Source organism: Microcella sp. (assembly GCF_040286215.1).
In the GTDB taxonomy this organism is placed as follows: Bacteria; Actinomycetota; Actinomycetes; order Actinomycetales; family Microbacteriaceae; genus Microcella.
This window is the reverse complement of the sequence record NZ_JAVKCK010000002.1, coordinates 53,276-68,923: the sequence shown is the minus strand read 5'-3', so window position 1 is coordinate 68,923 and position 15,648 is coordinate 53,276. Positions and strand designations below refer to the sequence as shown.

General features: G+C 67.9%; 10 protein-coding genes. 6 read left to right on the top strand and 4 right to left on the bottom strand.

Going from position 1 to position 15,648, the window contains the following annotated elements; genetic code table 11:
* Window positions 1–120 precede the first annotated feature (120 nt).
* The 3 genes from RJQ01_RS00355 to RJQ01_RS00345 are packed head-to-tail and all read right to left on the bottom strand — an operon-like array spanning window position 121 to window position 1,444.
* Window positions 121–531: an MGMT family protein gene (locus tag RJQ01_RS00355; RefSeq protein ID WP_350474709.1), complete on the bottom strand. Its 411-nt coding sequence runs from the start codon at window positions 529–531 to the stop codon at window positions 121–123.
* A 25-nt stretch (window positions 532–556) separates the two neighbouring features.
* On the bottom strand, window positions 557–940 hold the full coding sequence (locus RJQ01_RS00350) for a DUF4282 domain-containing protein (protein ID WP_350474708.1): 384 nt from the start codon (window positions 938–940) through the stop codon (window positions 557–559).
* A 51-nt stretch (window positions 941–991) separates the two neighbouring features.
* Entirely contained in the window at window positions 992–1,444 is a 453-nt protein-coding gene (locus RJQ01_RS00345; protein ID WP_350474707.1) for a GNAT family N-acetyltransferase, read from the bottom strand.
* A gap of 113 nt (window positions 1,445–1,557) precedes the next feature.
* Here RJQ01_RS00345 and RJQ01_RS00340 point away from each other — a divergent pair, with 113 nt between their 5' ends.
* A complete protein-coding gene (locus tag RJQ01_RS00340; protein WP_350474706.1) occupies window positions 1,558–2,772 on the top strand; it encodes an NADP-dependent isocitrate dehydrogenase in 1,215 nt (404 codons plus the stop codon).
* A gap of 272 nt (window positions 2,773–3,044) precedes the next feature.
* Window positions 3,045–9,428, top strand: a complete 6,384-nt coding sequence (locus tag RJQ01_RS00335; RefSeq protein WP_350474705.1) for a beta strand repeat-containing protein — start codon at window positions 3,045–3,047, stop codon at window positions 9,426–9,428.
* Between the two features lie 40 nt (window positions 9,429–9,468).
* Here the strand turns inward: RJQ01_RS00335 and RJQ01_RS00330 are convergent, their stop codons facing one another.
* Window positions 9,469–10,290, bottom strand: coding sequence for a FadR/GntR family transcriptional regulator (locus RJQ01_RS00330; protein ID WP_350474704.1), 822 nt, complete (start codon window positions 10,288–10,290; stop codon window positions 9,469–9,471).
* 248 nt (window positions 10,291–10,538) lie between these two features.
* Between RJQ01_RS00330 and RJQ01_RS00325 the strand changes: the two genes are divergently transcribed.
* Genes RJQ01_RS00325 through RJQ01_RS00310 form a run of 4 tightly spaced genes read left to right on the top strand, consistent with a single transcriptional unit; the run spans window position 10,539 to window position 15,620 of the window.
* The gene (locus RJQ01_RS00325) at window positions 10,539–11,957 is read left to right on the top strand and encodes an FAD-binding oxidoreductase (protein WP_350474703.1); all 1,419 of its coding nucleotides are present in this window, start codon (window positions 10,539–10,541) and stop codon (window positions 11,955–11,957) included.
* Window positions 11,954–13,780 (top strand): phosphoenolpyruvate hydrolase family protein, encoded by a 1,827-nt coding sequence (locus tag RJQ01_RS00320; protein ID WP_350474702.1) that lies wholly within the window; start codon window positions 11,954–11,956, stop codon window positions 13,778–13,780. The genes RJQ01_RS00325 and RJQ01_RS00320 overlap by 4 nt, the downstream gene beginning before the upstream one ends.
* A gap of 20 nt (window positions 13,781–13,800) precedes the next feature.
* A complete protein-coding gene (locus tag RJQ01_RS00315; RefSeq protein WP_350474701.1) occupies window positions 13,801–14,847 on the top strand; it encodes an NAD(P)-dependent oxidoreductase in 1,047 nt (348 codons plus the stop codon).
* Window positions 14,844–15,620 (top strand): HpcH/HpaI aldolase family protein, encoded by a 777-nt coding sequence (locus RJQ01_RS00310; RefSeq protein WP_350474700.1) that lies wholly within the window; start codon window positions 14,844–14,846, stop codon window positions 15,618–15,620. The genes RJQ01_RS00315 and RJQ01_RS00310 overlap by 4 nt, the downstream gene beginning before the upstream one ends.
* Window positions 15,621–15,648 lie beyond the last annotated feature (28 nt).

Sequence of the window (15,648 nt, the reverse complement as noted above, 5' to 3'; positions counted from 1 at the left end):
AGGTGTCGTGCGAGGTGTCGGAAACAGTGCGAGTTGCGCGTGGACGCGTCGCGGGCGGGCGCACAGAGGGCGGGCGGGGCCGTGCGCGGTGGCGAGCGGGCGCGCCGCGCGCGGGGGTCCTCAGGGCGTCGCGCTGGGGCGGTGGCGGGCGGCCGCGAGGTCGAGCCGGTAGGCGAGGGCCTCGACGTACTCGCGCTCGTGCGGCTGCACGACCCAGCGCAGGGGAGTCTGCTCGGCGCGGTAGTGCTCGAGCGCAGCATCCTCGTGGCCGGAAGGAGGTCTGCCGTCGGCGCGCACGACGCGCCACCAGGCCACCCAGCCGCCTTCCGTCGCCATGACGCGGCCGACGGCGCGGGCGCCGCGCGAGCCGAGCTCGGCGGCGACGTCGCCGTAGGTCATGACGCGACCGGGCGGGATGTCGTCGACGACGGCGAGCGCGGCACCGGCGAAGTCGAGGGGCTCGTCGTGGCCAACCTCGACACCGTGGTCGGCTCGTGAGCGCTCGCGCTCCGCCGGGTCGTGGTCGCTCACCCGCACGCCGCCGCTCGGGCGGCTGTTACTTGCGCAGGCTCGCCGTGTTCTCGGCGACCGCGATGAGGGCCACGATCGCCTCGATCCACACGCGCAGCAGCAGCACGGCGACGAACAGGCCCACAGGTACGATGATGAACGCACCCAGGATGATCAGGACGCCGAAGATCGCACCGTTTCCGCCGTTCGCGAGCGTGGCCACGCCGCCGCCGACGAGCGTGAAGAACCAGATGATGCCGCCGAGAGCCGTGAGGGCGAGGGCGACGCCGTAGAAGATGCCGGCGAGGCGGCGGGAGACGAAACTCTTGAAGGAGAAGTCGAACAGAGCCGTGAAGAAGCTCTTGATGGCGCCGGCGGGGCCGGAGCCGGTCGCGGGGGCGGGGGCAGAGGTGGGGGCTGAGTCTGACATGGACTCGACCCTAGCGAGCAGCCCTTCGGGGCGGAAGGGCACCGGCTGCGGTCAGACGCTGAGCTCGCCGATCTTCTCGCCGTACTCGGTCTCGCCGACCTCGCCGAACCCGATGCGGCGGAAGAACTCTCCTGGCCCCTCATCGCCCGACTCCCAGATGACCGTGAGGCGGTCGAAGCCGCGCTGGCGGGCCTCCTCCGCGAGGGCATGCACGGCGAACTTGCCGATACCGCGGCCCTGGGCCGTGGCATCCACGTTCACGCGCCAGACGCAGCTGCGAAATTCCGGCTTCGGGTTGTCGGCGTCGAAGTTGCCGCGGATGAAGCCGACCACCTCGTCGCCGTCGAGGACGACGCGCGCCCACGTGGTGCTCGGGTCGACGTAGGCGTCGGCGGCCGAGTAGGAGACGGGGGTGATGTACTGCTCCTGGCCGGGCAGCAGAGTGAGGCCATTCGCCGCCACGATCGTCTTCGCCGACAGCTCTTCCACGCGCAAGTTCCCCATGCGCTCCACAGTAGCGCGTGGCCCCCGCACGAGGGTCAGACTCCAGTATCTCGATGTCGAGATATCTCGCTCAGCCGCTAGGCTGGTGCGGCTACCGAAGAGAGGAAACCCCCGTGCAGAAGATCAAGGTCGAGGGCACCGTCGTCGAGCTCGACGGCGACGAGATGACCCGCATCATCTGGCAGTTCATCAAGGACCGCCTTATCCACCCCTACCTCGATGTGACGCTCGAGTACTACGACCTCGGCATCCAGCACCGCGACGAGACCGACGACCAGGTCACCGTGGATGCGGCCCACGCCATCCAGAAGCATGGCGTCGGCGTCAAGTGCGCCACCATCACGCCCGACGAGGCGCGCGTCGAGGAGTTCGGCCTCAAGAAGATGTGGCGCAGCCCGAACGGCACCATTCGCAACATCCTCGGCGGCGTGATCTTCCGCGAGCCCATCATCATCAGCAACATCCCGCGCCTCGTGCCGGGCTGGAACAAGCCCATCATCATCGGCCGCCACGCCTTCGGCGACCAGTACCGCGCCACCGACTTCCTCTTCAAGGGCAAGGGCACGCTCACGGTCGAGTTCACGCCGGAGGATGGCTCGGAGCCGCAGAAGTTCGAGGTCTACCAGTCGCCCGGCGACGGCATCGCGCAGGTGCAGTACAACCTCGACGCCTCGATCATCGACTTCGCTCGCGCCTCGCTCAACTACGGGCTCTCGCGCCAGTACCCCGTGTACCTCTCGACGAAGAACACGATCTTGAAGGCCTACGACGGCCGCTTCAAGGATCTCTTCCAGGAGGTCTACGAGAACGAGTTCAAGGACCAGTTCGAGGCCGCCGACATCACCTACGAGCACCGCCTCATCGACGACATGGTCGCCTCGGCCATGAAGTGGGAGGGCGGCTACGTCTGGGCGTGCAAGAACTACGACGGCGACGTGCAGAGCGACACCGTCGCGCAGGGCTTCGGCTCGCTCGGTCTCATGACGAGCGTGCTCACGACCCCCGATGGTGCGATCGTCGAGGCGGAGGCCGCTCACGGCACCGTGACGCGCCACTACCGCCAGCACCAGCAGGGCAAGCCCACGTCGACGAACCCGATCGCCTCGATCTTCGCGTGGACCCGGGGGCTCATGCACCGCGGCAAACTCGACGGCAACCAGGAGCTCATCTCGTTCGCCGAGACGCTCGAAGACGTCGTCATCACGACCGTCGAGAGCGGCAAGATGACGAAGGACCTCGCGATGCTTGTGAGCCCCGACCAGGGCTACCTCACGACCGAGGACTTCCTCGCCGCCCTCGACGAGAACCTCGCCTCGCGACTCGCTTAGCGAACGTCGCTGCCGTCTGAGGCAGACGACCTGACCGGATGCCCGTGGCCGAGTGCCACGGGCATCCGTCGTTGTGGCTGTGCCGACGTGGGTGCTGCATCTCTGCCTATCCCCCGGATTGGGGGCCCTTCGCCCCCGGAAGGGGGGAGGTGAGCCTCTTTCGCGCCTCGCGGTCGTCGTTCAGGATGAGGTAAGCGGCGTCGCGCCCGAGCGTCGCAACCCAGCCGAGCCCCCGCTCGGCTCAGGGGGGATCGGGCCCTGGGGGAATCACCGTGTCGATCTCACGCGTTGCACACCGCGCACTGGCCGCTCTGCTGACGACAGCGGTCATCACGACAGCGGCGATCTCGATGCCGACGGCTTCCGCCACGGCAGCGCCCTCCGCCGTCACGCAGACCTTCTCCTACACGGGTGCGACGCAGACCTTCACCGTGCCGGCCGGGGTCACGCAGCTCGCCGTCTCATTGACGGGCGCCGAAGGGGGCCAAGGAGGTAGGGACGGTGTCATCGGGACGCCGGGCGGATACAAGGGCCAGGTGACGGGAACGATCGCGGTCGAGCCCGGCCAAGTGCTCACGATCGCGGTCGGAGGGGGCGGAGCCAACGGCGCCGGCTGCACGAACGCGCAGACGCGGGCGGCAGCGGGATTCAGTCCGCTCTCCGGGTACGCGGGAGGTCGGGGCGGCATGCCCGGCAACCGGGGATGCTCCGGTGGTGGCGGTGGAGGTGGCGCCGCGACGGTGCTCCTCACAGGAACCGCGACGATCGTCGCCGGTGGAGCCGGTGGTGGTGGAGGCAGCGGACAATGGGCGGTGCTCGTCGGCCGACAGGCCGAGGCCACCCACATCGCGCGTGCCGACACGACCTCGGGCATCGGCCAGAACGGCTACGACGTCATGTCGATCTGCTCGGGCAACTGCGATGGCGGTGGCGGCGGCGCCGGTGGTGGAGGCGCACAGGGCGGAGCGCAGGGCGGGGTGGAGTTCGGCACGGGCACCTACACGGAGTGGCTCGGCTATGGAGGACGCCCCGGCTCGAACTCCACGGCGGGGCTCGCAGGGCTCTCCGCGAGCTATGTGTACTTCGGCGGCAACGGCGGGCACGGCTCCGTCTCGCTGACCTATTCGACGGGCTCAGCCGATGCTCCGACCAGTGTCATCGGCGCGACGGGCGACGAGCAGATCGCCCTCAGTTGGACGGCACCCGTCAACGAGGGGGGCGCCACCGTCACCGACTACGTGATTGGGTACGCCGAGAACTCCGCGACGCCCGACTGGCAGATCGTCGAGGATGGCGAGTCGACTGCGACCTCGGCCCTCGTCTCTGGCCTGACCAACGGCACGGCCTACATCTTCCGCGTCGCGGCCGTCAACTCGTTCGGCACGAGTGCACCGTCGGCCGCGTCCGACCCCGTGTTTGCCAGTGGCGTGCCCGGCGCGCCGTCCATCACGTCCGTCATCTCGCGGGATGCTGCGCTCACGGTCGCCTTCGACGCGGCCTCCTCGCCCATCGCGATTGAGCGCTATGAGTACCAGCTCGACGGTGGCTTGTGGGTCGCGACCGCCGATGCCGACTCGCCTCTTCTCGTCAGCGGTCTCAGCAACGGCACCACATACGAGGTGCGCGTGCGCGGCGTTAACGCGATCGGCGCCGGCGCCGCCTCTGACGCCGTCTCGGGCATGGCCATCTCGACTCCCGGGGCCCCCACGATTGATGTGGTGAGCCCCACGGTCGGCGGCGCGAGCATCGAGTTCACGCCAGGCTTCGGCGGCGGTGGCGCCATTACGGGGTACGAGTACCGCGTGGACGGCGGCAGCTGGATCGACGCCGGCGCGACGAGCCCCGTCTCGATCGTCGGCCTCGACGACGGCGCGAGCTCGGTCATCGAGTTGCGCGCTCTCAATTCTGCGGGAGCAGGCTCCCCGTCGGCACCGGTCACGGTGACGACTCCGGCGATCCCCGGGGCGCCGGTCATCGGGGAGATCGTGCCGGCCGACGAGTCGCTTCGGGTCGCCTTCGGTGCGGCTCCCGACGGGGGTTCCGCTGTCACTGACTACGAGTACCAGCTGGAGGCGGGCGGCGACTGGACGCCGCTGCCCACGACGGCGAGCCCCGTGACCATCACGGGTCTGGTCAACGGGACGAGCTATGAGGTGCGGCTGCGTGCGATCAACGCCGTGGGCACGGGAGCACCTTCATCTGCCGTCTCGGGAGCACCGGCCACGACGCCGAGCGCACCATCCATCGTCGGAGACACCGTCGCGGGGTCTGACGCGACCCTTAGCGCGCAGTTCACCGCGCCGGATTCCGACGGCGGTTCCGCGATCACGACCTACGAGTACTCGACCGACGGAGGCGCCACGTGGCGTGCCCGTGACGCGGGTACGACGGAGAGCCCGCTCGTCATCACGACCCTCTCGAGCGATGGCGCGACCTCGCTCACGAACGGCACCACGTACTACGTCGAGGTGCGTGCGGTCAACGCTCAGGGCTCCGGCACGGCGTCGGGGGTGGCCGAGGGCATCGCCCGCACGACCCCGAGCGCCCCGGCGATCGCGAGCATCACGCCCGGCTCGACTGAGCTGCGCGTGCGCTTCGACGCGGCCTCCAACGGCGGCTCGCCGATCACCGCCTACGAGTACCGCGTCGACGACGGTGCCTGGGTCTCGACCGGAGGCCTGGGCACGGCGTTTTCGATCGCCGGGCTGACCAACGGGACCGAGTACCTCGTCACGGTGCGCGCCGTCAACTCCGTGGGCGTCGGCCCCTCCTCCGAACCTGTCGCGGCGACCCCCGTGGCGCTGCCCGGTCAGCCGACGATTGTCTCTTTCCTGCCGACCGATCGCACCCTCACCCTCACGGTGGACCTCGCCGACGACGGCGGCACGGCAGTCATCGGGTGGCAGTATTCGACCGACGCTGGGGTCACCTGGGCGCTCGCGGGGGCCGAGTCGAGCCCGTTCTCGATCACCTCGATCTCCTCGGACGTCGATGCGAGGCTCGTCAACGGAGAGAACTACGCCATCACCGTGAGGGCGATCAACGCTGCCGGCGTCGGCGCGGCATCGGCGCCGCGCATCCTGACCCCCCGTGCGGTACCGGCCCAGCCGGTCACGTCGCTCACCGCCCTCAACGGCGCCGTGTCGGTGGCCTTCTCGGTGGCCGACGACGGCGGCTCACCGGTTCTCGATCTGCAGTACAGCCTCAACGGTGCAGCGTTCATCTCGACCGGCACGCTCTCGACGCCGTTCGTGCTCACGGGGCTCACGAACGGGCAGCCAGCCACGATCGAACTGCGAGCTGTCAACGTCTCCGGCCCCAGTGCGGTCTCGGATGCCCGTTCCGCCACCCCGCGCACGGTGCCGGGTGCCCCGACCGCCGTGAGCGCGGTTTCTGGAAACGCGCAGGCCCTGGTGTCGTGGTCTGCGCCCGCCTCGACGGGCGGTGCGAGCATCACGCAGTACACCGCGAGCGCTTACGCGACCGCGAGCTCCTCCACCGTGCTCGCGAGCTGCTCGACCGCTGGCGCCGGGTGTGCGATCACGGGCCTGAGCAACGACACGACGTACTTCGTCTCCGTCGTCGCCGAGAACTCTGCCGGCGCGGGCCTCGCCTCGACGCCGCGCGTGTCGGTGCTGCCGCTCGCGAAGCCTGGGGCCCCGAGCCTCGGCACGGTCACCCCGGCCAACACCTTCCTCTCCGCCGCCTTCACACCGGGCGCGGCCGGTTCGCGCACCATCACGGGCTACGAGTACCAGCTCAACGGGGGTGAATGGCGAGCGGCCTCGGGCACTGCGAGCCCCATTCTGATCTCCGGTCTCACGAACGGCACCGCCTACACGGTCGCTCTGCGCGCGGTGAGCGCCGCCGGGGCCGGGGAGTCGTCGAACACGCGCACTGCCACGCCCTTCGCACTGCCGAGCACGCCAGACTCGGCAACGATCATCGCCGAGCCCGCCAGCGGGTCCGCGATCGTCAGCTGGGATGCGCCGAACTCCAACGGCGCTGCGATCACGGGGTACACCGTTGTCGCCTGGTCGGCAGCCACGCAGGGCAGTCAGGTGCGCACCTGCACGACCAGCGGTGCGACCAGCTGCACGATCACGGGTCTGTCCAACGGCACCACGTACTACATCACGATCGATGCGACGAATGCGGCGGGCACGAGCACCCGCTCCACCCCCCGTGTGCCGGTCGTCTACACCGGCAAGCCCGGCTCGGTGAGCGGCGTGACCGCGGTCGCCGGTGACGCGCAGGCCTCCCTCACCTGGAACGCGGGAGCGGCGGGCGCGAGTGCCGTCAGCGACTACACCGTCTGGTACCGGGCCGTCGGCGACAGCGACTACACGCGCTTCGACGAGCCGGTGTCGACCGACCGGTCGGCGACCGTCACCGGGCTCACCAACGGCACCGAGTACACGTTCATCGTCTACGCCGTCAACGCGCAGGGCACGAGCCTCGCGAGCGCCCCGTCCGCCGCCGTGAGCCCTACGGGCATCGGCGTCGCGCCGACCTTCGCAGCGCCGGTGCGCACGCCGGACGGCTTCACGGTCGCGATCAGCAACTACTCGGAGGTCACGACGTACACCGCGACCGCGACGAACGGCGCGAGCGCGAACGTGAGCGGCTCCACCGTGACGGTGAGCGGGCTTGCGGCGAACGCCGAGTCGACGGTCACCGTCAACGCCGTGCGCCACGGCTACACGACAGCGGCCGCGAGCACGAGCGGCACGTCGCTCGAGGCGGGCGTCGCGCCCGTTCTCGGCGAGCCGATCTCGATCGACGGTGGTTTCACCGTGCAGATCGACAACCTCGACGCACTTGCCGTGTACGTGTTCGCCCTACCGGGTGATGCGACCGCGACCCTCGAGGGCACGACCGTGACGGTCGCGGGCCTCGCCCCGGGCGAGAGCGCCGAGCTCACGGTCACGGCGCAGCGCGCCGGTCGCGCCGATGCGCCCACGACGGTGACCGGCGAGGCCCTGCCCGCCGCCCCCAGCCCACAGCTCGGCGACGGGACGCGCACCGCCGACGGCTTCACCGTGCCGCTGGTCGACGCAGTAGAAGGCGTCGACTACACGGTGTCCTCGACGGAAGGCGTCGCGGCCCTCGGTGACGGCGTGATCGTCGTCACGGGCCTCGCCCCCGAGCAGGAGGCCACCCTCACCGTCACCGCATCGCTCGACGCCCACGTGGATGCGTCGACGTCGGTGACGAGCTCCGCACTCGGGACGGGCATCGCGCCGGCCCTGACGCTCGGCGACCGCACGCCGGTCGGCTTCAGCGCGACGATCGACAACCCGCAGGACGGCGTCGACTACCTCGTCTCGACGACGGCGGGCTCGGCTGTCCTCAGTGGTTCGACCATCACCGTCACGGGCCTCGCCCCGTCGCAGAACGCCACGGTGACGGTCGTCGCGGTCGCCGCGGGTCGCACCGACGCTCCCTCGAGCGTCACCTCGTCGGCACTCGGTCAGGGCGCGATCGACCCCGCGGCACCCGTGCCCACCCTCGACGGCTTCCGCGCCGAGATTCAGGACTTCGACGCCGAGGCGACCTACGAGGTCACGACCTCCGCAGGAGTCGTGGTGCTCGAGGGCGCGACGATCGTCGTCACGGGCCTCACCCCAGGGGAGTCGGCGACCGTCACCGTCTCATTCACCAAGGAGGGCGAGACGGATGCGGTGGTGGAGGTGACCAGCGCACCGCTCGCCATCGGCACGGCGCCGACGTTCTCGACCTCGACGAGCGCGGCGCGAGGCTTTACCTTCATCATCACGAACTACTCGGCCGAGATCAGCTACACGCTCGCCGCGACGAACGCCGGCAGCGTGACCCGCAGCGGCGCGACCGTGACGGTCGCGGGTCTCGCACCGGGGGCCACCTCCGCGGTGACGGTCACGGCGAGCCGTGCCGGCTATCGGGATGCGGCCGCGGTGACCTCGGGCGCTGCGCTGCCCCCGGCACCGACCCCGCCGCCCGCTCCTGCGCCCGAGCCCGAGGAGTCGACCGAGCCGTCGACCCCGACGCCGCCGCAGACCACGCCGCAGAACCCTGGCACGTCGACGGCGATCGTCGACGGCGAGCCTCGGCAGTCGACCGTCGTCGTGGACGGAGAGCGCTTCACGGTCTCGACCCAGGGCGCCACTCTCGTCGTCGAGCCGATGTCGGGCAGCGGATCCTCTCCCGCCGGTGGCGACACGACTCCCGTCGTGGTCGTGGAGGGCGACGTGACGATCGAGGTCGGCGGCTTCGAGGCCGACAGCGAGATCGAGATCTGGGCATACTCGACGCCCACCTACCTCACGAGCATGACGGCGGGGGCGGACTTCGCGGCAGGCACGGTCGTGACGCTGCCAGCGAGCATTCGACCGGGAGAGCACACGATCGTCGTCACGGGCACGGGGATGAACGGGGAGCCGATCGAGCTCTCGCTCGGCATCCTCGTGGTCGAGGAAGGCGAGGAGGAGACAGCGGCGGAAACCCCGGCAGTCGTGGATGACGTCGTGGACGCGACGGAGGGGGTGGACTCGGGAGCAGGCGCGGGCATCGCCATCGCGTTCTCGATCGTGGCATTGCTGCTCGCGACCGGGCTGCTCTTCTTCCTGCTGGCTCGTCGTCGTGACAGCGACAAGGCGGACGTGGCCGCCGCCTAGCGTGCGTGCGCCGTGGACCTGATGCGCACGAGCGCTGGGTCTACGCGGACGAGGCTCCCGCACCCCTCGTGGCGACGCGGGGTGCGGGGTCGCTCATTCCCACGAGTGCGTCGTTCAGCGCTGCTTCGCCCTCTGCCTCCGAAAGAGGAGGCAACGTCTCACGCAGCCGTTCGGCCGACGCCTCGAGGTGGAGGCGCATGGCGAGCCCTGCCGCAGCCTCATCCTGACGCTCGATGGCGTCGAGCACTGCGGCGTGCTCGGCGTGTGCCAACTCGCTCTTCGTGGGGACGTTCGCCACTCTGCTCATCCACACCTTGAGAAGCGCGCGAATGCCGGTGAGGAAGTCGGCGAGCACCGAGTTCTTCGATGCGCTCGCGATGCAGCTGTGGAAATCCAAGTCGGCTTCCACATACTCGGGGAGGTGCGTCAGGTTCTCCTTCATCAAGGCAAGCGATGAGCGCAACGCCACGAGGTCTTCCTCATCGCGCTTGAGAGCCGCCGAGGATGCCGCGGCGATCTCGAGGTGCCGGCGCAGCTCGATGAGGTCGAGGATGCGGCGCTCGCCGAGCACGAGACCCCACTCGATGAGGCGCGGGAGCAGCGAGGCGTCGGGCTTGCGGATATAGGTGCCGTCCCCTTGACGCACCTCGATCATGCCGAGGAGGCTGAGTGACTTGAGTGCTTCGCGCACTGCCGATCGACCGACATCGAGTTGCAACGCCAATTGCCGTTCACTCGGAATGCGCGTGCCGGGCGCGATCTGGCTCTCGAGTATGTAATCGAGCAGCTTTCTAGCGATCTCCGTCGGGAGCGACTGACGTGCGCCGAGGGTGATGTCGGGCAAGTCGAACTGATTCGTCATCAGGGCTCCTTCATGACCGTCGGATTGGTGAACCACTGGGCTACTCAGTCTGCCCCATTGTCCCCCATGAGCGGTGCTTTGACGGTCGCGCGACCGTGAATTGCAGGTCGCCCGGAAAATTGGTTGACCGGTGGACCACATGGAGGCTAGTCTCGAATCGCCGGAGATCACTGCATCCGGAGACCTGCGGTGTCGGGCGCCACGGCGTCATGCATTGCGTCTTTCACGCGTCGAGCACAGAGGAAAGCATGAAGAACACGATCGAGGAATGCCTCACAGAACTTCGCGGGCTCTCGCCCGCCGTCGTCTCCACCGAGCTGGCGGATCGTGAAGCCCACGCCGTGGATGCCTGGCCCGTGAGTGTCAAGCGCGTCCAGCAGGGCGTCGCGATGCCGCTCCCTTCCGTCGTCGTGCGCCCGAGAGACGCGCAGCAGGTGTCGCAGATCCTGCGCATCGCGAACGCGCGCGGCGTGAGCGTGACGCCCTGGGGCGCCGGCTCGTCCGTCGTGGGGCAGCCGCTGCCTGAGGAGGGCGGCATTTCGCTCGATATGCGGGCCATGAGCCGCATCATCGACGTCGATGACGTCAATCTGCAGATTCGCGTGGAAGCGGGTGCCATGGGCTCGGTCGTCGAGGAGCACCTCGTCTCCCTGGGATACACCATGAACTTTTCGCCGCAGAGCCTCGCCCGCTCCACTGTCGGGGGATGGGTCGCCACGCGGGCCACCGGCCAGTTCTCATCCCGCTGGGGCGGCATCGAAGATGCGCTCGTCTCCCTCACCGTGGTGCGCCCCACGGGAGAGATCGTGTCGACCCACGGTGCTCCGCGGGCCGCCACAGGTCCCGACATCAAGCAGTTGTTCGTGGGATCGGAGGGCACCCTGGGAGTCGTGACCGAGGTTGTGCTCAAGATCTACCCGGTCAGCCCCTTCGAGAATCTGGACACCCTAGTGTTCCCGGATGCGCGGGCAGGGCTTGAGGCGATGCGCAAGATCATGCGGGCCGGTCTGCGCCCTATGCTCCTTCGCGTCTACGACCAGGAGGAGGCGCGGCACGCGCTCAAGGACCCGACCTTCGCCGGTGCGGCAATGTTCCTGGGGGTGCGTGGGGTTCAGGCTGTCGCGGAAGCCGAGCTCGCCGCGTGCGTCTCTATCGCGACCGATGAGGGTGGCGCGTCGCAGGGGCCGGCAGGCGCAGAAGCGTGGATGGGTCGCCGATTCGACTTCTCTGCGGTCGAGGCGATCCTCGACGAGCCGGGTGGCGTTGCCGAGACTATCGAGGTCTCGAACACATGGTCGGGAATCGCGGAGACCTACGCACAGGTCAAGAAGGCTCTCGAGCCTCTCGTCGACGAAGTGCTGTGCCATTTCTCCCACGCATACTCGAACGGAACGTCCCTTTATGTGATCGTCCTGGGCAAGCAGGCCGATGCTGCAGCGGCCGAGGCCCGCCTCCACCAGATCTGGGAGACGACCATGGAGACCTGCTTGGCAACCGACGCGTCGCTCTCGCACCACCACGGTTCCGGCCTCGCGCGCTTGCCGTGGCTAGCGGAGAGCTTGGGTGACTCTCTTGCGATCGTGCGCGACATCAAGCAGGCGCTCGATCCCGGCACCGTCCTGAGCCCGGGCCGGCTTGCGATCTCCAGCCAGAGTGGTGCGCGATGACGGCGGAGGACATCGTTGAATCGTTGCGGTCGCGTCGCACGGCCGGACAGTCGCTGCTGGCGGTCAGCGCGGGAACCGGAGGGGTAGCGCAAGCGGCAGAAGCTGCCGGTGCTGACTTCCTCGTGCTCTACAACTCGGGGCTCTACCGAACGCACGGCTTCTCGTCCCTCGCAGGCATGATGCCTTACGGAGACGCGAACGCCATCGTCGTGGAGATGGGGTCGCGCATCCTTCCCGCGGTGGGCGGTATTCCAGTTCTGGCCGGAGTGTGCGCGACCGATCCTTTCCGCTCCATGAATAACTTCCTGCGCCAGCTGCGCGACATGGGGTTCGCCGGGGTGCAGAACTTTCCTACCGTGGGACTCATTGATGGCACGTTCCGAGACGATCTCGAAGCCACGGGGATCTCGATCGATCAAGAAATCGAGATGATCGCTCAAGCCCACGAGCTCGGGCTTTTCACGTGCGCCTTCGTGTGCGACTCGGAAACTGCCATCAAGATGGCCCGCGCCGGTGCTGATGTGATCGCTCCCCATCTGGGAGTGTCGCGCGAGGGGGGCGACCTCGCGTCGGCGGCCGCGCAGGTGCAGGAGATGGCCGATGCTGCGCGAGCAGTGTCGCCGACAGTCCTGATCCTCTTCCACGGCGGTCCTGCCGTCACCCCGGCCGACGTGAGCGATCTCCTCTCGCGCACACAGGGGGTCGACGGCTACTTCGCCGCCTCGAGTGTGGAGCGTCATCCCATTCAGGCAGCGGTATCCGCCGCGGTCGGAGAGCTCAAAGCGGTCGAGCTCGACGCAGAGCCCGCTGGCGGGTACCGCCCGACGATCCAGCTCGATGAATTGACGCTGCCCGACTATCTCGAGTCGCGCGGCCTGGTCGCCGACCGTTCGACGTTGCGGATCGACGCGCTCGGCGGGGGCATTTCCAACCTGCTGGTGCGCTTCCAATCCTCTGATGCACTCGGAGTGCTCAAGCAATCCCTGCCGCAGCTCCAAGTAGAGCAAGTGTGGATGTGCGACGTGCGCCGTATCATCGTGGAACGGAACGCCATCGAGGTATTCACGCCGTTGCTGCCCGACGGCGCGGTGCCCAAGGTCACCTACTTCGACGACGAGAACTATCTCTTCGTGATGGAGTCGGCTCCCGAGGGAGCGACACTGTGGAAGACCGACCTCCTCGCTGGCACGATACTGCAACCGCTCTTCACTCAGGCGGGGTCGTACCTCGCCGCCATGCACGCGGGAACCCACGATGATGAGGCTCTACGGCGCGGTTTCGGTGTCGGCATGATGTTTGACCTGCGCGTCGAGCCGTACTTCCTGTCGGCAGCGGCGCGGCATCCGGAATTCGCGAGCGCCTTCGACGCGGCGATTCGCGCCATGCTCACGGACCGTCAGTGCCTCGTGCACGGCGACTTCGTGCCTAAGAACATGCTGGTGGTCGATCAAGAAGACCTCGTGCTTCTCGACTACGAGATCGTCCACTACGGCAACCCCGCTTACGACCTCGCGACCTTCATGAACCACATCCTGCTGAAGTCGTTCGCGCTCGTGGACCACGTGGACGCGCTGTGCGACGACGTCGGTGCCTTCCTGCGTAGCTATCGCGATCACGGGGGTCTCGATGTGCCCGACCGAGACGTGCTGCTGCTTCTGGGGTGTCTCATGCTCGCGCGAGTCGACAGCAAGTCGCCAGTCGAGTACCTCGTCGACGAGGACACGAAGGAGAGCGTTCGCGGACTTGCCCGGCGAATCCTGTCGGGCGAGTTCAGCTCGCTGAACGATGTGATAGACGCGCGCCGACGGCGCGCTGTGGGGTAGACGACGAAAGGAGCTCGACGATGAGCACATTCAGAGTGGGAGTCGGACGTGATTTCCTCGACAAAGATGGAAAAGTGTCTTTTGGCGACATCGGGTTGGACAGACTCGATGCGGCGGGAGTGGAGTGGAGCTTCCTCGACACGGAGGAGCGGATTCTGACGCCGGGCGATATCGCCGAGTTCGATGCACTCTTTCTTCTGCTGAACGAGGTGACGGCGGAGACTCTGGTCGGCAATACGCGGCTGGCGCTCATCGCCCGCTTCGGAGTCGGCACCGACTCGATCGATCTGGCAGCCTGCACGGAAGCCGGTGTGGCCGTGTCGGTCACCCCGGATGGAGTACGCCGAGGCGTCGCGACGGCTCTGCTTACGGCCGTGCTCGCTCTCGCACATCGCCTTCGCGAGCGCGATCTGCTCGTGCGCGAGTCGCGGTGGTCCGAGAAGATGAACTACATCGGCACGGGACTCACGGGGCGCACGCTGGGCATCGCGGGAGTGGGCAACATCGGCGCGGACTTCTCCCGACTGGCGCAGCCCCTCGAGATGAGACACCTCGCCTATGACCCCTACGCCTCGGAGGACATGGCGCGGAAGGCAGGTGTCACTCTCGTCGACTTTGACACACTGCTGGCCGAGAGCGATTTCCTGTGCTTGTCGCTGCCGCTGACGGACGAGACGCATCACCTCGTGAACGCACGCGCATTCGCAGCCATGAAGCCCACGTCGTACCTGATCAACGCTGCGCGCGGCCCGATCGTCAACGAGGTCGAGCTCATCGAGGCTCTGCGCTCCGGCCAGATCGCGGGGGCGGCGCTCGATGTGTTCGACCCCGAGCCGCCCGCAGCAGACAACCCGCTGTTCACCATGGACAACGTTCTGCTCACCCCCCATGCGATTGCTCACACCGACGAGACGTTCACACGCACGGGCCACAGCGCCGTCGACAGCATCCTCGCGGTCATGAACGGGCAGGCTCCCAGCTTCGTAGCCAATCGTCAGGTCGTCGATTCGCCCGCTTTCGCGGCGCGCATCGCGGCACGACACACAACTAAAGGAGAGAAGCGATGAGAGACAACCCGGTCAAGAAGAGCATGCTGGCGGGTGAGATGACCATCGGCACCATGCTCATCGAGTTCAACACCAGTGGCATAGCGCAGCTCGCCGCGAATGCGGGAGCCGAGTGGGTTCTGTACGACATGGAGCACTCGGGGTGGAGCGTGAGCGATATCCGTCAGAGCATGAGCCATGCTCGCGCTTCGGGCGTCGTGCCGCTCATCCGACCGCCCGCCACTCAATACCACCTGCTCTCCGGCCCCCTCGATGTTGGTGCCATGGGGGTGATGGTGCCCATGGTCGAATCCGCGGAGCAGGCGCGCGCCATCGTCGAGTCGTGCAAGTACCCGCCTCTTGGCAAGCGAGGGGCAGTCTTCGGCGTCGCGCATGACGACTACTCCGCCGCAGACATCGGGGCGACCATTCGCTCGGTCAATTCAGAAGTGCTGTGCATCGCGCAGATCGAGACGCCAGACGGCGTCGCCAACGCGCACGAGATCGCTGCCGTCGACGGCATCGACGCGCTCTGGGTGGGGCACTTCGATCTGAGCAACTTTCTCGGTATTCCGGGCCAGTTCGACCACCCCGACTTCTTGGACGCCATCGCGACCGTCATCGAGGCCGCGCGCGCGAGCGGAAAGGTCGTCGGCATCCTTGCCGGCTCGGTCGATGAGGCACGCCTGCGCGTCTCGCAGGGGTTCGGCGCCCTCCTCTACGGGCTCGACAGCGCGGTGTACGGCGCCGCTCTTCAGTCCGGCATCTCGTCGTTGAAGGAATCGCTCTCATAGACACTGCACTCCGACAAGCGAAGAACCC